We start from the raw sequence: 20,558 nt of genomic DNA, 5'->3' as shown, positions 1-20,558 counted from the left end.
CTCGATCCGGGAGAACATCCATGTCATCCATCCACTCCGCATTCTCACCCTTGCCGCTCGGCGCCGTGACGCCTTCGGGCTGGCTCCGCCGCCAGTTGCAGATCCAGGCCGACGGACTCTCCGGTTCCATCGAAGAGCTGTGGGACGACCTCGGCTCCGACTCCGGCTGGCTCGGTGGTGACGGCGAGAGCTGGGAGCGCGGGCCGTACTACCTCGACGGTCTGATCCCGCTCGCTCACGTCCTCGGCGACGAGGCGCTGATCGCCAAGGGGCGCAAGTGGATCGAATGGATGCTGCAGAGCCAGCAGCCCAGCGGCCAGTTCGGCCCCTCCAGCAACGACGACTGGTGGACCCGCATGGTCGCCGCCAAGGTGCTGCAGCAGCACGCTGAGGCGACGGGCGACGAGCGGGTGCTGCCGTTCCTCGAACGCTACTACGAGTTCCAGCTGCGCGAGCTTCCCGGCCGTCCGCTGAAGAGCTGGGCGCAGGCGCGCGCCATCGACAACGTGCTCGCTCTGGCCTGGGTGCACGAACGGAGTCCCCGCCCCGAGTGGATCGAACTCACCCGTCTCCTTCTCTCTCAGGGGCTGGACTGGGACGACGCGCTGGGCGACGGTCTCATCACGGGGCGCGCGATGGGCTTCGACCATCGGACCCACGGGCCGAATGTCGCGATGGCGCTGAAGAATCCGGTCGTGCGCGCGATGATGCTCGGCGAGGGCGAGCCGCACGCGGAGACCCTGCGCGCACTGGCGAACCTCGACCGCTGGCACGGCATGGTGCACGGCATGTTCTCCGGAGAGGAATGGCTCGCAGGCCGCGAGGCCGCCAGGGGTGTGGAGACCTGCCAGGTCGTCGAGTACATGTTCACCATGGAGATCGCAGCCCGCGTCACCGGAGAGGCCGCCTATTCGGATCTGCTGGAGGGGGCGGCGTACAACCTGCTCCCCGCGTCGTCCGACCCTCTGATGCGTGCGCATCAATACCATCAGCAGGCCAACCAGATCGAGGCGTCGACCGCGGACCGGAACTGGGCGTACAGCACCAACGGCGCCAACGTCTTCGGACTGGAGCCGCATTTCGGATGCTGCACGGCCAACTACCACCAGGGGTGGCCGAAGTTCGTCGCCGCGCTGTGGATGACGGCGGACGACGCCCTGTCGGTGACCGCGTACGGACCGAGCAGGGTCGAGGCCCCCGTCGGCGGTGGCGTGCTGACGATCGTCGAGGAGACGGACTACCCGTTCGACGAGACGATCGTGTTCCGCGTCGAGGCCTCCACGGCGGAGCGCGACGTCGCCCTGCGGCTGCGCATCCCCGAGTGGGCCTCTGATGCGACGTTGGCAGTGAACGAGACGAAGATCTCCGTCGACGCGGATCCTTCGGGGTACGTCCTCGTCTCCCGTCGGTGGAGCGCCGGCGATGAGGTCGCACTGACGCTGCCCATGCGGCCCCGCCGCGTCAAGCGGGAGCGTCAGGCCGTCGGCGTGCGCCTCGGACCCCTGGTCATGGTCGCGACCGGCGGGGAGAACTGGTACCCGGTTCCCGATGCGAAGGGGATGGGGGAGTGGGAGGTCTTCCCTCGACGCAGCTGGAACTTCGCGCTCTACCCGGACGCCACGGTGCCGTTGGAGCAGTGGTCAGTGCTGCGCTCCGACGTGCCGGACGTGCCGTTCGGGCGGGACGGCGTCCCGGTATCCATCCAGGCCGCGGGCGTTCGCGACCTGGCGGAGTGGCAGCGTGACGGCGCGAATGCCGGGAATCCGCCGGACAGCCCGGTCGCCGCGCGATGGATCAACCTCGTGCCGCTCGTTCCCTACGGCAGTGCGACGATCCGCATCACCGAGTTCCCCACCGTGGTGCCCGTGGTCGGGGCGAAGATGCCGGCGGAGTTCGGGCGATGACGAAGGCAATCGCCCTCACCGCGGGTGACCCCGCCGGCGTGGGTCCCGAGCTTCTCGTCAGGCTGCTCGTCGAGCTGCGCGTCGACCCCGCGGAGGACGTCGTCGTCATCTCTTCGCGCGAGGAGCTCGCCGCGGGGATCGCCGATTCCGGAATCGACACGGATGTGGACGCCTTGCTGGATCCGGCGCATGTGCGGCTGATCGAGATGGACCGCCCCTGGCCGCCGGCGCGCGGTGAGGTCGGCGCAGAGGCCGGGCGCTGGGCGCTCGAGGGGCTGCAGCGAGCTCTCGCGCTGCATGAGGCGGGCGAGGTCGCCGGACTCGTCTTCGGCCCGCTGAACAAGACGTCGCTGCATCTGGCCGGCATGACCGAGCCCGACGAGATGCGGTGGTTCGAGAACCGCCTCGGTGCCGCCGCAGCGGTCTCCGAAGTGAACGTGAGCACCACGTTCTGGACATCTCGCGTGACCTCGCACGTCGCACTGCGGGAGGTGGCAGACCTGGTGACCCCGCAATCGGTGCGCGAGTCCGCCCTGCTGCTGCATCGGCTGCTCGTCGCAGCCGGAGTCGCGTCGCCTCGCCTGGCCGTCTGCGCACTCAATCCGCATGCCGGTGAACATGGTCTGTTCGGTGACGAGGAGATCACCGCGATCGCTCCCGGCGTCGCGCTCGCCGCCGAGACGGGCATCGACGTCGTGGGGCCGTTCCCGTGCGACACCCTGTTCCGGAGAGGGTTCGACGGGACCTTCGACGGCATCGTGACGATGTATCACGACCAGGGGCAGATCGCTCTGAAGACGGCCGCGTTCGACGGGGGAGTCACGCTCGAAGCGGGGCTCGTCCTACCCATCTGCACTCCCGCGCATGGGACGGCGTTCGACATCGTCGGCACGGGCAGTGCCAGCCTGGACTCGACGCGCAACGCCTACCGACTGGCGCGAAAGCTCGTCGCCGGAGTGTGGTGACGATGAGGCAGTGTGTCGTCGTGCTCGACGACGACCCCACCGGCACACAGGCGGCGAGCGATGTCACCGTGCTCCTGAGCATCGACGCGGAGGCTCTGACGGAGGCTCTGCGCCAGGCGGACAGCGTCTACATCCAGACGAACAGCAGGGCGCTGAGCGAGGAGGACGCGGTGGTTCTCGCGCGCGAGATCCGCGCGCATGCCGACGACGCGGCGACGCGGCTCGGCGTCCGCATCCACATCGTCCTCCGCGGGGACTCCACGCTCCGAGGACACGTCGTGGCCGAGTCCAGGGAGATCGGCGGCGACGAGGCGGTGATGGTGTTCGCGCCGGCCTTCCCCGAAGGGGGCCGGGTCACCCGTGATGGGGTGCACTACCTCCGCGCCCGCGAGACGTTGGTCCCGGTCGGCGAGACGGAGTACGCCCGCGATCCGGTCTTCGGCTTCGGAACCAGCGACCTCGTCGCCTTCGTCCGCGAGCGTTCTCGGAGTGATGTGCACTGCGTGCGGGTGCCGCTCGACGTCGTGCGAGCGGGGGGCACGGAGCGGGCGATTCTCGACGCGCCCTCGGGCGCGGTGGTGCTGCCGGATGCCGAGACGGACACGGACATCGACGCGATCGCCGTGGGCGTCGCGGGCGTCTGGAACCGCAGGCCGGTGATCGTCCGTTCCGCGGCTCCGCTCGCCGCGCGTCTCGCGGGGGTCGTCAGCGTCGGCCGACTGGACCCGTCGACCCTCCACCGCTCTGGCTCGACGCTGGTGGTCTGCGGTTCGCACACCGATGGCGCGAGAGCGCAGGTGGCGCGGCTCGCCGAGCTCATCGGCGCCCCCTCCGTCATCGACGCGGTGCGTGCGGTGCGCGACCCGGACGTCGAAGGCGAGCGGGCGGCGGCCGAAGAAGCCGCACGGCGACGCCCGGGGGGCGTGCGATTCCTCGCCACCGGGAGAGATCGACGGCGGGACCACGGCGGTCTCGACCACGGCGCTGCCGTGATGCGGGCGCTCGTCACCGCCGCGCGGCGTCTCGCCGACGACGAGGTGACCACAGTCGTCACCAAGGGGGGCATCACCTCCGCGGAGGTGATCGGCCGCGGCCTCGGCGCTCGTGAGGCTCGCGTGCTCGGGCAGGTGCGCGCGGGAATCAGCGTCTGGCGCGTGTCCCGCTCCGGCCTCGATCCTGCCCACGCCTCGATCGACGGGACCCTCGACTGCGTCATCGTCCCCGGCAACATGGGCGACCCGGAGATCCTGGTGGATGCCGTCTGCTGGACCGATCGAGCGCGAGCCCGGACCGAGCGCCTCTCAGGCTGAGCGCAGCGTGTATCCGACCCCGTAGACGGTGATCAGACGAGCGGGGTTCTGCGGGTCGTCCTCGATCTTCGCGCGGAGGTTCTTCACGTGGGTGTCGATCGTGCGGCCGCCGATCCAGCGGTCGGTGCCGTGGAGTCGATCGAGCAGACGGGCGCGGCTGAGGACGATTCCCGGCTGCACGGCGAACTCTTCGAGGAGGTCGAACTCGGCGCGGGTGAGGTCGAGTGTCCGTTCTGCGATCGTGGCCTGCCGTCGCTCCGGATCGATCTCGAGATCGCCGACGGCGATCACCGTGGAGGTCGGCGTGGCGCGGCGAGCGCGTCGGAGAAGGGCGCGGACTCTGGCGACGAGTTCGCGCGGGCTGTAGGGCTTGGCGAGGTAGTCGTCGGCACCGAGCTCGAGTCCGAGCAGGAGATCGTTCTCGGTGGAGCGGGCAGTGAGCAGGAGGATCGGGATCTCGTATTGCTCCTCGCGCAGGGTGCGGCAGACCGTGAGCCCATCGGCGCCGGGGAGCATCACGTCGAGAACGAGCAGGTCGGGCGGGGAACGACGCACCGCGGCGAGAGCGTCGGCACCGTCGGCGAGCACCGTCACCTCGTGGCCCTCGCGTTCGAGGTAGCGGCGGACGAGCTCGGACTGCAGCGCATCGTCCTCGACGATCAGGACTCGGGTCACGGTTCGATCCTAAGCACCGGGCATGAGCGTGGTCGGCCTCCGGACCGTTCCTTCACAAGTCGCTCACATTCGGGGCGGAGTGTGGGTGACAGCCACTCACGACATCAGGAGGAACCGTGTTCCGAACCACCCGCAGATCCCTCATGGCCGCAGCAGGCGCGATCGCGCTTCTGGGGGTGCTCGCCGCCTGCTCCGCGTCCGCGGCGGAGCAGGGCGCCGACGGCGACCCGCAGGTCGCCACGCTGGAGACCGAGGCTCCGGCGCCGACGGAGAGCGTCGATCCGCTCTTCGCCGAATACGGCGAGCCCGTTCGGGAGCGTCTGGACATGACAGACGAGGAGTCATTGGCCGCATGGGCGCCCCGTGATCGCTGTGTCGCCGACCACTCCTCACCGCAGGGACCCTCGGAGGGGGGAAGCGGTGGTGGCAGCAGTGCCACCGGCGCGGCGACCGGGGACCCCGAGAAAGCCGCCGAGGCAGAGGCGATCTGCCTGCCTCTGGCACCGATGCCCCCGTGGGAGGTCGACGTCAAGAACCCCGATGCGCCGCGGTTCATGCAGCAGGTCGTGGACTGCCTGCGCGAACGCGGCGTCCGCGAGGTCGAGATCGGTGACGCCGGTCAGTTCGGCAGGATCGGCATCGATCTCGGCGGTGAGGGCAACGACTCCTCGTCGGTCTCGCTGGGGATGCAGTACATGGACGAATGCATGGCATCGGCATCCGACGAGGTCGCCCCATGACGCGGTCGCGGCGTCGCACCGTGATCGTCAGCGTCGTCGCGCTCTGCCTGGTGCTGGCCGCGGGGGGCGCGGGTGCTGTCCTGCTGCTCCAGCCCGCTGATGCCGCCCCCGTCGAGAAGACGGCCGCTCCGTCGACAGCCGTCATCGAGCGCGGCGTGCTCTCGCAGTCCGCCCGCCTCGACGGCACCGTGGGCTTCGGCACGGCGGCGCCGGTGTCGGTGAAGGCCGACGGCATCATCACCGAGCTGCCCGCTGTCGGTGCGCAGCTCGACCGCGGCTCCGTGGCACTGCGCGCGAACGAGCGTGCGGTGCCGGTGCTGATCGGCGATGTGCCGCTCTACCGTGCGGTCGACGGCTCCGGGCTGAAGGGTGCGGACATCAGCATGGTCGCGGCGAACCTCATGGAGCTCGGACACCTTCGTCGGAGCGACCCGGCGACCTTCACGACGGGACCGCAGTTCGCCGAGGCCGTGCGCGATTGGCAGGAGTCGCTCGATCTGGAGCGTACCGGCGCGCTCGGCCCCGCCGACGTGATCGTCCTGAGTGCGCCGAGCCGCATCGCCGCTGTGTCGGCACGACCCGGCGATCCCGCAGCAGGCCAGCCGTTCACGGTCACGGCCACGGCCAGGATCGTCGAGGCCTCGGTGCCTGCTCAGGATGCCGGAGCCGTCGGGGCGGGCGCGAGAGCGACCATCGAACTGCCCGACGGGCGTACCGTCGAGGGTTCCCTCGTCACGGTGACGACGACCGGTGAGGGTATCGATGCCAAGGTCCAGGCGGTGGTCTCGATCGATGATCAGGCGGCGGTCGACGGCATCGATGCCGCGGCGGTGACGGTCCGTGTCGTGACGAGGAGCGTGGAGGACGTGCTGTTCGTGCCGGTCGCCTCGCTCGTCGCCCTCGCAGAGGGCGGCTATGCGCTCCAGGACGAAGAGGGTGCACTCCACGGCGTCGAGATCGGTCTCATCGCCGATGACCTCGTCGAGGTGAACGGCGCGGGAATCGACGCCGGCATGACGGTGGTGACGGCGAAGTGACCACGCCTGCGCTCGAACTCGACCACGTCAGCCGCATCCACCCCGGCGGTGTCGCCGCCCTCGATGATGTCTCCCTGCAGATCGCTGCGGGGGAGCTCACCGCGATCGTCGGACGCTCCGGCGCCGGCAAGTCGACGTTGCTCAACGTCCTCGGCACGCTCGACCGACCGACCGAGGGCTCCGTTCGGATCGGAGGTGTCGACACCCGCGATCTCACGGATCGGCAGCTCTCGACTCTGCGCGGCAAGACGATCGGGTTCGTGTTCCAGGGCTTCCACCTGACCGACGGCGTCAGCGCCGAGCAGAACGTCGCGACCGCTTTGCTCTACAACGGAGTCCCTCGGCGTGAGCGCCGCGGGCTCGCGCGCGCGGCCCTGGAGCGCGTCGGACTCGGTCATCGCATCGGGCATGCGGCGCAGGATCTCTCCGGCGGTGAACGGCAGCGGGTCGCCATCGCCCGCGCGATCGTGACCGACCCGCTCGTCGTCCTCGCGGACGAACCGACCGGCGCTCTCGATACGGCGAACGGCGAACGCGTGCTCGCTCTTCTCGAGCAGCTGCACGACGAGGGCACCACGGTCGTGGTCATCACACACGATGTCGAGCTCGCCGCACGACTGCCGCGGCGCATCGAGCTGCGCGACGGACGGATCATCACGGACTCGGACACCCGTACCGATGCCGAGGAGGTGGCGCATGCGTGAGCGTCGTCCCCGACTCGACATCCGGGATCTGTTCGGGGTCGGCACCGTCGGGCTCCGCACCCGCCCTCTCCGCGCCGTGCTCTCGGCGATCGGAGTGGCCATCGGCATTGCCACGCTGGTGACCGTCACGGCGGTGCCCGCGTCGTCTCAGGCTGCTCTGGACGAACAGCTCACCGCGCTCGGCGCCGACCTGCTGCGCGCGGATCCCCGTGCGGGTGCCGACGGTGAACTCGTGCCGTTTCCGGCCGAGGCCGTCGGCATGCTGGAGCGCATCGGCACCGTCACCGGAGCCGCATCGGTCGGCAACACGCATTCCCCCGTGCGCAGCAACGAACTCCGCGGCTACCCCGAGAGCGGCCTCACCACGCTCGCGGTGGGCGGAGATCTCGCGAGCGTGGTGCGCGCAGAGGTGACCTCCGGTCGCTGGCTCGATGGCAGCGACCTGCCGACCGCGGTGCTCGGTATCGATGCCGCCGAACGACTCGGCCTGTCGCAGCTTCCGGACCGGCCGGTGACGATCGACCTCGGGGGTGTCGCGTTCACGGTCGTCGGGGTGCTGGCGGAGACCCCGCTCTCGGCCGACCTGCAGTCGGCGGTTCTCGTCGACGATGCGGCCGCGCGGCGCTGGCTGGGCTTCGACGGTGTGCCCACCGTCGCCTACGTCACCGGTCTCGAGTCTTCTATCAACGCGCTGCGTCCTGTGATCGCGGCCACACTTTCGCCGGGGGCGAGCGGACTCGTGCAGGTGGGTCAGCCCTCTGCCGTGCTCGCCGCGAAGGAGGCTGCCCGCTCCAGCTTCGACGGGCTGTTCCTCGCGCTCGCCGCCGTCGCGCTTGTGATCGGGGGGATCGGCATCGCCAACACGATGTTCGTCTCCGTGCTCGAGAGGCGCAGGGAGATCGGACTGCGCCGGGCTCTCGGTGCGCACCGTGGTCAGATCCAGGCGCAGTTCCTGGTGGAGGCGATCGTGCTCTGCGCGCTGGGCGGAGCCGGCGGAGTGATGCTCGGGCTGCTGGCGACGGCCGCCTGGAGCGGCGTCCAAGGGTGGCCGCTGGTCGTCCCGGTGGCGACGGTGCTGTCGGGCATGGCCGCAGCGCTCGGGACGGGCGCTGTCGCCGGCCTCGCTCCGTCGGTCCGCGCCGCCCGGCAGTCGCCGACCGCGGCGCTCGCGGCCACGTGAGCGAGCGAGGGCGGAGAAGCGAAGGACGGATGCGCGCTGCGGGAGGAGTCGATGAGAGCATTGCAGGCGAGATGGGTGAGACGACGAGACGCGCAGCCGGAGGCGGTCGACGTGTGCCACGGCTGCTCATCCGTTATCTGGCCGCGTGCCTGCTGCTCGTCCTCGCCTCGGTGGTCGGAACCGTCTGGCTGGCCCAGACCTCGGAATACCGATATGACCAGCAGGTGTCCGATCTGAATCTGGCCCGCGATCAGCAGGTGATCGACGCGCTCACCATCTGGGCCGGGAGCCACGCCGACTGGGACGACGTCGGTCCGATGCTCCTCCGGCTCAGCCAGGAGACGGGGCGTCGCATCGCGCTCGTCGACGGCGCGGGAAAGGTGATCGCCGACACGGCACCCGGTCTGCCTCGTCCGCAACCGGCGACGCGGCTGCTCGACCCGTTGCAGATCCTCGCGGATCCGCTGACGCTGGATTCGCGCCTGCACGAGGGCGTGAACGGTCCCTTCCTGCTCGATGACGCGCAGCGAGGGCAGCTCGCGCGCCAGGCGAGCGCTGTCGTCGAGTGCCTGGGGGATGCGGTCGTGGAGACGGCGGTCTGGGGGAGCGGCCGACCCGTGGTCGCCGGATTCGACGATGCTCCGGACTGCGGCCGAGCTGCGCTGAACAGTCCGCTGCCGACCGAGAGAGCCGCTCTCGACGACGTCCGCGACCGCATGAACGTCTGCCTGCTCGCCGCTGGAGAGCCACCCGTCACGGACGTCGAGCTCGATCTGTCTCCGTCGATCGTGCCGTCGTATCTGGCGCTGCGCAGCATCCGGGCCGCCGGTGACGTCGTCGACGACATCACCGTCGACTGCCTCATGCAGGCACGCAGTGCACAGGCAGCGGCGACGACGGCACCTGCCGTGCATCTGGTGATCACCGACGAGCGCGGCGACGAGCGGGGGCTGCTCGACGCAAGCCCGGGGTCGATCGCCCGCACCGCTGCGGTGGTCGCCGCGCTGTCGGCACTTCTCGCGGCGGCCGCGGCGCTGATCATCGTGCCCACTCTGCGCAGCGCTCGCCGCCTCGAGGTGGCCGTCGATCGCTTCAGCGCGGGCGATCGTGACGCGCGCACGGGCCTGCGGGCCCGCGACGACCTCGCCGATGTCGGTGCTGCCTTCGACCGGATGTCCGCGGAGATCGCGGGACACGAAGCATCACGACGGCGCCTGCTCGGCGACATCGCCCATGAGCTGCGCAGCCCTCTCACGAACATCCGCGGCTGGGTCGAGGCGGCGGACGACGGCCTCGGTCTCGATGACGCGGAGCTGCATCGGCTCGTGCTTGACGAGGCGGGGCGGATGGAACGGATCACCGGCGACCTGCAGCTTCTCGCACTCGCCGAGTCCGGCGACCTCCAGCTCGAGCGCACCACGTGTGACGCGGCGGGGATCGTGCGGGAGCTCTTCGATGCGCACCGAGCGCGCGCGGCCACCGCGGGGATCACGCTGACCGTCGACGCCCCGCCGGTGCTTCCGCTGCGGACCGACCCCGCCCGCTTGCGGCAGATCCTCGACAACCTGCTCGCCAACGCCCTCCGTCATACCCCGACGGGCGGACACGTCTCCCTCGAGGCGAGAGTGTCGGAGGGCCGAGTGCGTATCGCCGTCGTCGACGATGGCGAGGGCATCCCGTCCGCAGACCTTCCTCGGGTCTTCGATCGGCTCTGGCGGGGCGAGCCGTCCCGGGTCCGTGCCGGGGAGAGCACCGGCCTCGGCCTCTCGATCGCCCGCGGCCTCGCCGAGGCGCTGGGTGGCACGCTCGACGCGCAGAGCACGCTGGGCGAGGGGAGTCGGTTCGAGCTGTCGCTGCCTGCGCAGGCCTAGCGCGGCCGACGCTCGCGCGGCGGAACCTGTGCGTCGGTGCGAGTCGTGCCCTGCGGTGTCGGGTGAGGCTGTGCGATCAGCAGCCCGGTGATGGCGTCGAGGTCTCTGCTCGGTGTGTCGGCGAGAGGTGAGTCGGTCGAGACGAGCGCCACGATCGATTCGCGTGCCGTGCGACCGCGTGCCGTGAGCTCGATCACGCGCTGACGCTTGTCGGACGGCGATGTCCGTCGTTCGACCAGCCCCCGGGCCTCGAGCTGATGACACATGAACGTCACGTTCTGGGGAGTGCAGTGCGTCAGTCGGGCGACCGTGCGCATGGACGGAGCCGGTTCGTCGGGGTCGATCGCCCAGAGCACATGCGCGGTCGTCGCGGTGATCCCATACTCGCGCAGGGCGGGCGCGAGAGCCTCATCGGTGCGTGCGACGAGATCGTAGACGGCGAAGAGCGCCTCCGACAGCTGCTGTTCTCGCGAAGGGGCCATGCGCTCAGCGTATCGGTCTTCACTTCAAGGACTGTACTATCGGAGGGAATGCTTCAAGTATTGAATCAAAATGACGGAAAGAGAGGCTGCGCATGAACCTGTCGCGACTCGACGGACACACGATCCTCGTCACCGGTGCCAGCGGAGGCATCGGCTATTTCATCGCGGAAGGGCTCGCTCGCCGGGGCGCACGCCTCATCGTCGCCGCGCGCTCCGCGACCAGGGCGCGGGTCGCCATCGATCTGCTGCCCGAACCGAGCCGACATCGTCACCTGGAACTCGACCTGTCCGACCGGGAATCGGTCCGAACGGCCGGAGCGCTCATCGGCGAGGAGGGCACGCTCGACGGGCTGGTGATGAACGCGGGAGTCATCGCCGCGTCCCCCACCTCCACGACCGGCGCCTTCGGGGTCGAATCCACCGTCGACGTGAACGTCGTGGCGCACATGGAGTTTCTGCGCCTCGCGCTGCCCGCGCTCCAGCGTGCTGGCGCCGCGCGCATCGTCAGCACCGGCAGCATGCTCACGAGAGAGATCCCCTTCGACCTCGACAACTGGCGTGCGCAGACCTCGTACCGCCCCCGTGTCGCGTACGCCATGTCGAAGCATGCCGCCGAGATCCTGGGATTCGAGCTCGACCGGCGCCTCATCGCGTCGGGTTCGCGCATACGGTCCGTCGTCTCTCATCCGGGTGGGGCGATCGATGCGCTCACCCCCGACAGGCCGCCGCTGCATCAGCGGTCGACGGCCGTGCGTCTTCTGGCGCCTGTCATCGCGCCGCTCTTCTCGCGAATCGTTCAGGGCAAGGAGTCCGCCGCGCAGTCGGCCATCGCCGCCGTGGCGATGACGACGCCGGGCGTGCGTCCCTACATCGGCCCCCGACGTGTCGCGACGGGCACACCGCATCTCGCCACGCCCGTGCCCAGCAGCTCCGACGAGATGATCGGTGCCGCACTGTGGACCGAGATCGAGGGCATTCTCGGTGCCTCCGTCCTCCCGCGGGGCTGAGGCGCCCATGCGCGAGGATCCGGCGCGCGACGACTACGCGACGGGTCCGGTGTAGCGCATCCAGAAGTCGATCTGCTCCGGCTGCGGGCGCGGGGCGAGCCGGCTGCCGCGGTCGAACTCCATCACCTGGTCGGGGGCGTCGGTGAAGGGTGGCCAGGTGGGGAGCGCGCCGCCGTTCGGGTCGCCGGTCTTCACGAAGTTGAGCCAGTAGCTCGTCATCTGATCGCGCAGTGCGTAGTCATCGGCGCCGTAGCGTGCATCATCACCCGCCTCGAGGTTGTCGTAGGCATACAGCACTTCGGCGCCGTGGTAGGCGCCGAAGTGCTCGAGGCGTGGATCGGGCGGAACGTGAGAGAAGAAGTAGAGGAACGTCGGGGATGACGCGTGCTCGCTGTGCAACTGCGCCCACTGGTGCATTCCTGCCGTCATGACGCGGTCGGTGTCGGCCTGCGCCTTCACCTCCGGCGCATTCTCCTCCGTCGCCGGATACAGTCGCAGGAACTCCTCGGCATCCTCGCCGTACGTCTCGTGGGCTGTGCTCCGGAAATCCTCCAGTGACCCTCCGAGCGGCACCGCGAGTCCCAACGAGGCCTCATCGGCGTTGCTGCCGAGCAGATGCGGGACGTCCAGCTGCTCGCCCCGCTCATAGATCTCGACGGGCGAGCGCTCGAGCACGTGACCGTCGACGGACGGCCGCCAGTGTGCCGACAGATCGGCCGCCGCGCGCTGCAGCTCGTCGGCGGGCATCTCGCGCATCTCCGCGATGCTCATGTCGAGCTGTTCGGAGAGGCGCTCACCGGCCTGCTCGGCGACGGCACGCGTGTCGCCCTGGTCTCCGGTCTCTGCGTCGCCGGTCGTTCCCATGCACGCGCCGCTCTCGCCGATGATCCCGTCGACCAGCCCGGCGGCGAGGGGGGTCGCGCCCAGGATGCACACCGCCTCGCCGCCCGCCGACTCCCCGGCGATCGTCACACGGGTGTTGTCCCCGCCGAACGCTGCGGCGTTCTCGTCGATCCAGCGGAGTGCCGCCAGCTGATCGAGGGTGCCGAAGTTGCCCGAAGCCCCGTCGGGGGACTCGGCGGCGAGGTCGGGGTGAGAGAGGTAGCCGAAGACGCCAAGGCGGTAGTTGATGGTGACGACGATGGCATCGCCGTGCGCGGCGAGGTTCGCGCCGTCGTAGAGCGGCACGGCGCTGGATCCGCCCTTGAACCCCCCGCCGTGGATGTACACGAGGATCGGTCGCGGCTCCGTGCTGGGCCGGGTGCTCCGCCAGATGTTCAGTGTGAGCGCGTCCTCGCTCATGGGCGAGGTGCTGCGCAGTCCAGGACGCAGCGGGAAGGGGATGATCTTGGGGAGCGCCCGGGTGATGAAATCCGAGCCGTCCTGCATCGCGATGTCGGAGAAGTGGTCGGCCTCGAAGACCTCCTTGCGCGGGGCGGGGCGTTCCGGGGCCTGCCACCGCAGGTCGCCGATCGGCGGCTTCGCGTAGGGGATGCCGGCAAAGACTTCGACTGCTCTGCTGCCGTCGATGACGCCGGCGACAGGACCCTCCGTCGTGAGAACGGTCGCTGCCGACGGCACTCCGCCCTCGGAGGCCGGAAGGGGGCGGAGTACCGGCCCGGTGCTGATCGCGGCCGTCGCGGTGAGCGCTGCTCCGAGCATCCAGGCGGTGGCGCGCAGCCACCGGCGGCGCGTCAGGGGCACCATGAGCACGTTGGCCGTCAGGGCGACCGGCACGCCGGCGAGCAGCCACCCCCACCAGGGCGAGTCGTTCAGCCAGGCGAACAGGACCCCGATCGCGGCGAGCACGGCGATGGCGATCGACCGGCACACCACGGTGCGGGTGCTCACCCGCGCCGTCTGAGGCGTGGGTGGTGGTGCGTCCTCGGCGAACATGGGGCCTCCGATGGCGAGGGGATGGATGCTTCCAGCCTTGTCGCACATCCAGTATTAGTCAAATCTGACTAATATTGCTCGGAGAGCACCTTCTCCCGCCAAGCGCTGCGCCGCACCTTCCCCGCATCATCGCGGATGGCGCTGGCCGTCCAGGTGTACGTGCGAGGGATCTTGTACGGCGTCAGCCGCTCGCGCAGATGCGCGATGAGCTCCTCCGCGGTGAGCGGGGACGATGCCTGCACTATGGCATGAAGGCGGCTGCCGTACTCGTCGTCCGGGAGCCCGATCACGCAGCTCGACTGCACGCTCGGATGCTCTTCGAGCGCGGCTTCCACCTCGGCGGGGTAGACGTTGCTCCCGCCGACGATGATCATGTCCGAGGCCCGATCGGCGAGGTAGACGTATCCGTTGCGGATGCTGCCGAGGTCACCGACCGAGTCCCACCCGTCATCGTCGCGTCGCGCCTGGGCGCCGAGGTATCGGTAGGGGATGGGCTCCGTGGCGCCGCGCCGCATCCACAGCTCGCCGACGGTCCCCTCCGGGACCGCGGCGCCGGTGTCGTCGCGGACCTCGAGTTCGCCCACCACGACGCGGCCGACCGAGCCGGGGTGCGAGCGCCACGTGCCTCCGTCGGCGAGCGCGATCACCTGGTTCTCGGTCGTCGAGTAGAACTCGATCATCCGCTCGGGTCCGAGACGATCGGCCCAGAACTCCTTCAGGCGCTGCGGGCATGCCGAGGCGCCGACGGCGACGGCCTCCAGGCTCGACAGATCGGCGAGACCGCCCTCGGTCAGCAGCCGCTCCGTCCGGTGCAGCATGGTCGGCACGGCGATCGCCCAGGTCGCCCGTCGTTCGTCGATGACCCGCACGAACGACTCCGGTGTGAACCGGGGCAGGATCACCACCTCGCCCCCGGTGAGCAGAGTCAGGGTTCCGAAGAGTAGTCCCATGTTGTGCGACAGCGGTGTCGGGATGATGCTGATTCCCTGCGACCTCATCCGCACCAGGGGTGCGAACGGGGCGAGGCTCCCATAGCGTGCCGGCAGAGTCGAGACGATCAGCTTCGGCGCACCCGTGCTGCCGCCCGACAGCGGTGCCTTCCAGGATGCCGCGACGACACCCGGGCGACGGTCGCCGCCGCTCTCGCGGCCGCCTTGGAGAGGAAGGTCGATGCTCGGAACCCCGTCGACACGTCGCCCCACGACCAGCGCGGGCTTCGCCAGCTCGAGGACCCGTGCCAGCTCGGCATCGGGGCTGCGTGACGACACCGGCTGGGGCGTCGCACCGACCTTCCACGCCGCGACGACGGCTGTGAAGAAGGCCACCTCGTTCGGCAGCGCGATCGTCACGAGGGAGCCGGCGCGCACACCCTGTGCGGCGAAGGCGTCGGCGAGGGCGTCGCTGTCGGCGTCGAGCTGCGCGCGCGAGAGCGTGCGGTCGGGATCGGACACGGCCGGCCGGTCGGGGGCGTGCTCGGCCCAGCGTCGAAGCACCTCCACGAAGGGGGTCGTCGCGTCGAACTCCGGCTCATGGACGCTCATCGTCGCTCGCCCTCACGTTCGCGCCAGGCGGCGAGCTGCGCATCGCGCCGGCGGTCGACCACCTCGGAGCGCTCGGCACCGAAGACCATGGTCGGTCGGTCGGCATCCCATTCTCGCCAGCCCGGGTCGCCGGTCTTCGCGAAGCGCACCCACGCGGCGTGCACCTCGTCGGCCAGCCGCTGCGGAGCCTCGGTCCCGATGAAGTTCCTCCAGTCCGGAGAGTCGAGCGTGTCGAAGACGAACGGGAGCTCGACCGCGTGCGTGGCGCCGAGGCCGTCGAAGGGGCTGCCCCAGTCGAACTCGTAGAACCAGGTGCGTGCTCCGCGTCGGCGACGCCCGTCCGCGATCCTGTTCATCGGCAGACGAAGGATCTTGTCGATCGTCATGATGACCATCAGCTCGGCGCGAGTCGCCGTGGGGTAGGCGCGGCGGTAGGCCCGGACGACGCGGGGGCCCGCGGCGGCCTTCAGGCAGGCCAGGGCGAAGAGGATGCGCCCGACGGGGGTGTCGATGCGGAAGAAGGTGTGCTCCTCCGACGTCCATCCGGCGAGCACCCGCACCCCGTCGGCCGCCTCGGTCAGGGCGACGTCCATCGGGTCGTTCTCGACGAAGGGGCCGCCGATCGTGGCGTTCCAGCCGGCCTCCTTGATGCGACGGTCCGGGTGATCCTTGGTCTCGCGATCCGCCTCGATCATGCGCTCCACGGGCACGGCGGCGAACGCATCCCGCGTGGCGGGGATGCCCAGCACACGACTCAGGGCGCGCGTGGCTCCCGCCGACTCGCCGGGCTTCGCCGCAGCGGGCATCCCGCTCTGGACGATCACCTGGTGGAAGAGACTGCCGGCGTGAGCGCCGACCATCAGGTTGCTGACGATGACCGCGCCCGCGGACTCCCCGAAGATCGTCACCGACTCAGGGTCGCCGCCGAACGCGGCGATCTCGGCCTGCACCCAGCGCAGGGCCGCGACCACGTCGCTGTACCCTACATTGAGCGGAGCACCCTCGATCACCGAGAAGCCCTCGAAGGCGAGGCGGTAGTTGATGCTCACGAGCACCACACCGTCGCGGGCGAATGCCGTGCCGTCGTATCCGTCGAGTGCGTTGGAGCCGTGGCGGAGGGATCCGCCGTGGATCCACACCATCACAGGGCAGTCCACCGCGTCGGCGGGTGCCCAGACGTTGAGGTTCAGATACTCGTCGCCCAGTGCGACGACGTTCGGCAGGTACCGCGCCGACAACGCCGACAGCTCGTTCTGCGGAGCGGTGGGTCCCATTGTCGTCGCGTCGCGCACGTCGTCCCAGGGCTCGACCGGTGCCGCGTCACGGAACCGCAGTTCTCCGATCGGCGGCGCGGCGTACGGGATCCCGAGGTAGCTGTCGACACCTCCGATGCGCTGGCCCCGCAGGTCACCCGTGCTGATGCGGGCGGTGGTCGTCGTCGTCTCGCTCATGCGTCGGCCTTCCGGTGCTCGAGTGCCTGCAGTCGACTCGGACCGACGTGCGCCAGGGTCGGATCGCCGTTCTGCACGAGAATCCGACGTCGATCGCCGTCGCGCATATCGAACCAATTGTCGCTCAGCCGCGTCGTCGGCTCGGGGTGCGAGATGCGGATGCCATAGCTGTAGCCCTTCGAGACGATGTCGAGGTACGGGCCGTCAACGCTCCATGAGACGCTCGGCGGATCGATCTGCAGCGCACCGGGGTCGACGAAGTGCGTGCGGGCGATGGGGAATGCGTCGTCGGGACTGGACGCCCAGACGTAGTGCCGCTCGTCGGCGGCGGCGACGGTCGTCGACCACACGAGCACCGACGTGGCCGCCTCTGCCTCTCCGATGACCTGCTGACGGATGCGATCCGCCCCGTCGAACGTGCCGATCTCGACGTCGATGGGCACCCGCTGGTGATGACGGGTGTTGTTCACGAGCCAGACCTCCACACCGCCTTCGCCGTCTTCGGCGATGCTGACCGCCAGGGGGGCACTGGCCCGCGCCATCGCGTAGTACGCGGCCTTGGGTGTGCTGTCGACATCGAGGAGCGACCAGGTCATGCCCGGCCAGCAGTCGTTGAGCTGCCAGACCAGCGTGCCGGCGGTGCGGGGCTGCCGGCGCCGGAAGTGCTCGACCGCGAACAGCATCGCCTCGGCTTGAACCGTCTGGCTCGAATCGATGTACTGCTCGAGATCGTCGGGCAGACCGGTGGCGATCTCCATGATCTGCTCGATCTTGTCGCCGGGGCGATCGGTCAGGTGGGTGTCGAAGACGTCGTCGTGCAGCTGGGCTCCCGGCATCCATCGGTCGAAGGTCTCGCGGTTCGGAGCCGAGAGGATGCCGAACTCGGTGATGAACCGGCCCGTGTCGGCGGCGTAGCGACGCCAGTGACGCACGTCGCCGGGGCGGTCGCCACGGTCGGCGAGCTCGGTGAAGAACGGACCACCGTCGCGTCCGTGCCAGACCTCCCAGGCGTGGCGATCTCCGTCGAGGAAGCCGTTGAGTTCGTCGGTGCTCCCGCCCCACGGGCTCCCCGGCCAATAGGCGGTGACGTCGTCGAGTCCGTCGAGCGCTCTGGGGAGAACGGTGTGGAAGAGGTGGTGCCCCCACTCGCCCGCCGAGGTGCCGGAGTCGTGCTCGAAGATGGCCGCGAGGGCCTCTGTCTCGTTGTTGCCGCACCACAGCGCCAGGCATGCTCGGCTGCGCAGGCGTCGGATCTGGTGCCGTGCCTCGACCTCGACCTCCGCGGCGAAAGCGGGGTCGTCGCCCGGGTAGGCGACGCAGGCGAACATGAAGTCCTGCCAGACGAGGATGCCGAGCTCGTCGCACGCGTCGTAGAAGACGTCGTGCTCGTAGATTCCGCCTCCCCACACGCGCAGCATCGACATCCCGCCCTCGGCGGCGCGCTGCACCAGCTCGCGCCGCAGGGGCGCGTCGACGACACCGACCAGGGGACTCGGCGGCACCCAGTTCGCACCGCGGGCGAACACGGGCACGCCGTTCAGGATGAACTGGAAGAGTCGCCCTCCGTCGATCGGATCGATCGGACGCGACAGATCGATCGTACGGATGCCCACTCGAGAGGCATGCGTGTCGACGATGCCGTCGGCGCTGCGCAGGTCGACGCGCAGGTCATGCAGGGCGGGTCGGCCCAGGTCATGCGTCCACCACAGGTCGGGGTCGTCGACGACCAGCTCGACCGTGGCGCTCGCGTCGACGACGGCGACGGACTGCGCGTGCGCGGTGCCGCCGGGAGAGGTCAGGACCGCATCGACCGACAGCGGCGTCTCGCCGGCGGCCCCCAGGTTCTCGACCTCGACGCTCACGATCACGCGCGCCTGCGAGTGGTCGGACGCCAGGAACGAGGTGTGCGCGTGAGGCGCGGCGAGCCGGGGACGTGCGGCGCGCTCCACGATGACGTCGCCGGAGAGGCCGATCGAGGGCAGACGCGGACCGAAGTCCCACCCCCACGAAAAGGTCGCCTTGCGCAGACCCGCCGCCACCTTCGCGGCCCCCTTGTTCCCGTTCTCCTCCGCTTCGGGGCTGTGCGGCAGCGGGCGCGAGAAGCGGATGAGCATCACGTGCTCGCCACCCGTCTCGAGCGTCACGTCGAACTCGGCGGGACGGAACTGGTTGGCGTGATGGCCGATCGATCGCCCGTCGATGAAGAGCTCGGCGATCGTGTCCAGCCCGTCGGCTGTGATCCGGACGTCACCTGCCTCGGCGTCGAAGCGTGCGCGATACCACCAGTCGCGGTTCTCGATCCATCGGTGCTTCGAGAGGTTGTCATCCGCGAACGGGTCGGGCAGGCGCCCCGCCGCGATGAGCGTGGGGTGCACGCCGCCGGGGACGACCGCGGCGAGCCACTCCTGCGAGTCGCCGGTCGAGAGCGCCAGCGCATCGCCCAGGCCCTCGGCGGTGTCGCGCAGCTCCCACCCGCCGATCACCAGGGTCATCGTGTCACCGTCAGCTGTGCCCATCGCGGGTCTCCTTCTTTTCCGAGGTCAGGCAGCCGCATCACCAGCAGGCCGCCGATCACGCCGAGGACGGCGAGCAGCAGGTACAGCAGGGTGAAGCCGCCGATGGCGAGCAGGAGCGGCGCGATGAAGGGGATGGCCGAGGCGGGGATCGTTCCCGCCAGGCTCATCACGCCGAGGTCCTTGCCGATGGTCTCCGCGCGGGGAAGCATCCGCGAGCTGAGCGCGGTGTCGACGGACAGGAAGATGCCCGCGCCGACGGCGCTGATCGCGGTGGACAGGTAGACCGCGGGAAGTGCGTCGGCGAAGGCGAGCACCACGAGTCCTCCCGCGCCGAGGAAGCCGCCCGCCATCACAAAGGGCTTCTGCACCCGCATACGATCGGAGACGATGCCGGCGAGGAGGCAGGCCGTGCCTCCGACGCCGACGAAGATGATGGAGATGCCGAGCACGGTGGAGGCGAGTTCTTCCGTCGTGGTTCCGATGCGCTGCAGGAGGAAGACGCCGTTGTACGCACCGGCCGCTCCGACCGCACCGACGAAGAGCTTCACCATCCAGGCGTAGGCGAACGCCGGGTGGCGACGCGGGCTCACCCAGAACGAGGACAGCAGCTCGCGCACGCCGATCTTCGAGGGCTTCTCCAGCAACGGGCTCTCACGCAGCAGAGTGACGGCGATCAACGCGCCGATCACCGTGAGCGAGGCGAGCACGATCCATTGCGCGGCTCCGCTGAGCGGGGTGATGATGGCCAGACCGATCAGCGGACCGGTGGCGACGATCAGGCCGAGCGCACCCGAGATGGATCCGCGCTTCGCCGCGGGCACCTGATCGACCATCAGCGCACCGGTCACGGACATCTGGAAACCGATGAAGATCTCGACCAGGCACCAGAGGACGACGATCTGCCACACCTCGGTCGTCAACCAGATCGCCGACAGCGCGCTCGCCCCGGCCAATCCGCCGGCGAGGATCCACGTGCGCCTGCGCCCGAAATGCAGCTGCGTGCGGTCGCTGATGCGACCCGCGATCGGGTTGACAAAGAAGCCCGTCGCCGCACCGCATCCGGTGATCAGACCGAGCGCCAACGGCACACCGTCCTGACCGACCATCTCGACGAGCTTGAGTGTCAGCAGCACCGATACCGGCACTGCCAGCGCGACGATGCCGCCGAGGTACGACGCGATCATCGCCGCCATCACCCGCCCGAAGGGGGTGGTCACGGTCGGGGAGGGGGGAGCCGTGGGGCCGTCGACGTCGACGGCCGGCTGGGGGATATCCATGG

At 69.8% G+C, this 20,558-nt stretch carries 16 protein-coding genes; 9 read left to right on the top strand and 7 right to left on the bottom strand.

The annotated features are described in order from the left end of the window. Positions 1-20 precede the first annotated feature (20 nt). The 3 genes from FQ142_RS14820 to FQ142_RS14810 are packed head-to-tail and all read left to right on the top strand — an operon-like array spanning position 21 to position 4,179. Positions 21-1,904 carry a beta-L-arabinofuranosidase domain-containing protein gene (locus FQ142_RS14820; protein WP_056412744.1) on the top strand — a complete coding sequence of 628 codons (1,884 nt, stop codon included), beginning with the start codon at positions 21-23 and terminating at the stop codon, positions 1,902-1,904. Continuing rightward, on the top strand, positions 1,901-2,869 hold the full coding sequence (locus FQ142_RS14815) for a PdxA family protein (RefSeq protein WP_149423908.1): 969 nt from the start codon (positions 1,901-1,903) through the stop codon (positions 2,867-2,869). Before FQ142_RS14820 ends, FQ142_RS14815 begins: the two co-directional genes overlap by 4 nt. Positions 2,870-2,871: 2 nt before the next feature. Further along, on the top strand, positions 2,872-4,179 hold the full coding sequence (locus FQ142_RS14810; protein ID WP_149423907.1) for a four-carbon acid sugar kinase family protein: 1,308 nt from the start codon (positions 2,872-2,874) through the stop codon (positions 4,177-4,179). Here the strand turns inward: FQ142_RS14810 and FQ142_RS14805 are convergent. Further along, positions 4,171-4,854, bottom strand: a complete 684-nt coding sequence (locus tag FQ142_RS14805) for a response regulator transcription factor (RefSeq protein WP_223145296.1) — start codon at positions 4,852-4,854, stop codon at positions 4,171-4,173. The genes FQ142_RS14810 and FQ142_RS14805 overlap by 9 nt on opposite strands. A gap of 116 nt (positions 4,855-4,970) precedes the next feature. On the opposite strand from FQ142_RS14805, the gene FQ142_RS14800 reads away from it, so the two are divergent. The 5 genes from FQ142_RS14800 (at position 4,971) to FQ142_RS14780 (ending at position 10,386) form a co-directional block, all read left to right on the top strand. Further along, positions 4,971-5,594 (top strand): hypothetical protein, encoded by a 624-nt coding sequence (locus tag FQ142_RS14800; RefSeq protein ID WP_149423906.1) that lies wholly within the window; start codon positions 4,971-4,973, stop codon positions 5,592-5,594. Next, positions 5,591-6,631 carry a peptidoglycan-binding protein gene (locus tag FQ142_RS14795; RefSeq protein WP_188042422.1) on the top strand — a complete coding sequence of 347 codons (1,041 nt, stop codon included), beginning with the start codon at positions 5,591-5,593 and terminating at the stop codon, positions 6,629-6,631. Before FQ142_RS14800 ends, FQ142_RS14795 begins: the two co-directional genes overlap by 4 nt. Further along, positions 6,628-7,335: an ABC transporter ATP-binding protein gene (locus tag FQ142_RS14790; protein ID WP_149423904.1), complete on the top strand. Its 708-nt coding sequence runs from the start codon at positions 6,628-6,630 to the stop codon at positions 7,333-7,335. Before FQ142_RS14795 ends, FQ142_RS14790 begins: the two co-directional genes overlap by 4 nt. Next, a complete protein-coding gene (locus FQ142_RS14785) occupies positions 7,328-8,515 on the top strand; it encodes an ABC transporter permease (RefSeq protein ID WP_149423903.1) in 1,188 nt (395 codons plus the stop codon). Before FQ142_RS14790 ends, FQ142_RS14785 begins: the two co-directional genes overlap by 8 nt. 113 nt (positions 8,516-8,628) lie before the next feature. Further along, positions 8,629-10,386 (top strand): sensor histidine kinase, encoded by a 1,758-nt coding sequence (locus FQ142_RS14780; RefSeq protein ID WP_188042421.1) that lies wholly within the window; start codon positions 8,629-8,631, stop codon positions 10,384-10,386. On the opposite strand, the gene FQ142_RS14775 is transcribed toward FQ142_RS14780, so the two are convergent. Further along, positions 10,383-10,868 carry a MarR family winged helix-turn-helix transcriptional regulator gene (locus FQ142_RS14775; RefSeq protein WP_149423901.1) on the bottom strand — a complete coding sequence of 162 codons (486 nt, stop codon included), beginning with the start codon at positions 10,866-10,868 and terminating at the stop codon, positions 10,383-10,385. The two genes, FQ142_RS14780 and FQ142_RS14775, sit on opposite strands and share 4 nt — an antisense overlap. A gap of 92 nt (positions 10,869-10,960) precedes the next feature. Between FQ142_RS14775 and FQ142_RS14770 the strand changes: the two genes are divergently transcribed. Then, on the top strand, positions 10,961-11,875 hold the full coding sequence (locus FQ142_RS14770; protein WP_149423900.1) for an SDR family NAD(P)-dependent oxidoreductase: 915 nt from the start codon (positions 10,961-10,963) through the stop codon (positions 11,873-11,875). A gap of 33 nt (positions 11,876-11,908) precedes the next feature. Here FQ142_RS14770 and FQ142_RS14765 read toward each other — a convergent pair whose 3' ends face one another. From FQ142_RS14765 to FQ142_RS14745, 5 genes are all read right to left on the bottom strand, one after another. Then, positions 11,909-13,726 (bottom strand): carboxylesterase family protein, encoded by a 1,818-nt coding sequence (locus FQ142_RS14765; protein WP_188042420.1) that lies wholly within the window; start codon positions 13,724-13,726, stop codon positions 11,909-11,911. Between the two features lie 113 nt (positions 13,727-13,839). Beyond that, entirely contained in the window at positions 13,840-15,312 is a 1,473-nt protein-coding gene (locus tag FQ142_RS14760) for an AMP-binding protein (protein WP_149423898.1), read from the bottom strand. Continuing rightward, complete coding sequence (locus FQ142_RS14755) at positions 15,309-16,763, bottom strand: carboxylesterase/lipase family protein (protein WP_149423897.1); 1,455 nt, start codon at positions 16,761-16,763, stop codon at positions 15,309-15,311. Before FQ142_RS14755 ends, FQ142_RS14760 begins: the two co-directional genes overlap by 4 nt. Continuing rightward, positions 16,760-19,279: a glycoside hydrolase family 2 protein gene (locus FQ142_RS14750; RefSeq protein ID WP_149423896.1), complete on the bottom strand. Its 2,520-nt coding sequence runs from the start codon at positions 19,277-19,279 to the stop codon at positions 16,760-16,762. The genes FQ142_RS14755 and FQ142_RS14750 overlap by 4 nt, the downstream gene beginning before the upstream one ends. Then, positions 19,252-20,556 (bottom strand): MFS transporter, encoded by a 1,305-nt coding sequence (locus tag FQ142_RS14745; protein ID WP_188042419.1) that lies wholly within the window; start codon positions 20,554-20,556, stop codon positions 19,252-19,254. The genes FQ142_RS14750 and FQ142_RS14745 overlap by 28 nt, the downstream gene beginning before the upstream one ends. Between the last annotated feature and the right edge of the window lie 2 nt (positions 20,557-20,558).

Origin of the sequence: Microbacterium sp. ANT_H45B, assembly GCF_008369345.1 — a bacterium.
Lineage (GTDB): Bacteria > Actinomycetota > Actinomycetes > Actinomycetales > Microbacteriaceae > Microbacterium.
Note: the sequence above shows the minus strand (reverse complement) of the source record. Positions and strands in the feature narration are given on the sequence as shown.

Bases quoted from the DNA above. Each gene is read 5' to 3' on its own strand.
- FQ142_RS14750 (WP_149423896.1), bottom strand. From the start codon at position 19,279: ATGGGCACAGCTGACGGTGACACGATGACCCTGGTGATCGGCGGGTGG.
- FQ142_RS14745 (WP_188042419.1), bottom strand. From the start codon at position 20,556: ATGGATATCCCCCAGCCGGCCGTCGACGTCGACGGCCCCACGGCTCCC.
- FQ142_RS14810 (WP_149423907.1), top strand. From the start codon at position 2,872: ATGAGGCAGTGTGTCGTCGTGCTCGACGACGACCCCACCGGCACACAG.
- FQ142_RS14760 (WP_149423898.1), bottom strand. From the start codon at position 15,312: ATGAGCGTCCATGAGCCGGAGTTCGACGCGACGACCCCCTTCGTGGAG.
- FQ142_RS14815 (WP_149423908.1), top strand. From the start codon at position 1,901: ATGACGAAGGCAATCGCCCTCACCGCGGGTGACCCCGCCGGCGTGGGT.
- FQ142_RS14770 (WP_149423900.1), top strand. From the start codon at position 10,961: ATGAACCTGTCGCGACTCGACGGACACACGATCCTCGTCACCGGTGCC.
- FQ142_RS14820 (WP_056412744.1), top strand. From the start codon at position 21: ATGTCATCCATCCACTCCGCATTCTCACCCTTGCCGCTCGGCGCCGTG.
- FQ142_RS14795 (WP_188042422.1), top strand. From the start codon at position 5,591: ATGACGCGGTCGCGGCGTCGCACCGTGATCGTCAGCGTCGTCGCGCTC.
- FQ142_RS14775 (WP_149423901.1), bottom strand. From the start codon at position 10,868: ATGGCCCCTTCGCGAGAACAGCAGCTGTCGGAGGCGCTCTTCGCCGTC.
- FQ142_RS14755 (WP_149423897.1), bottom strand. From the start codon at position 16,763: ATGAGCGAGACGACGACGACCACCGCCCGCATCAGCACGGGTGACCTG.
- FQ142_RS14785 (WP_149423903.1), top strand. From the start codon at position 7,328: ATGCGTGAGCGTCGTCCCCGACTCGACATCCGGGATCTGTTCGGGGTC.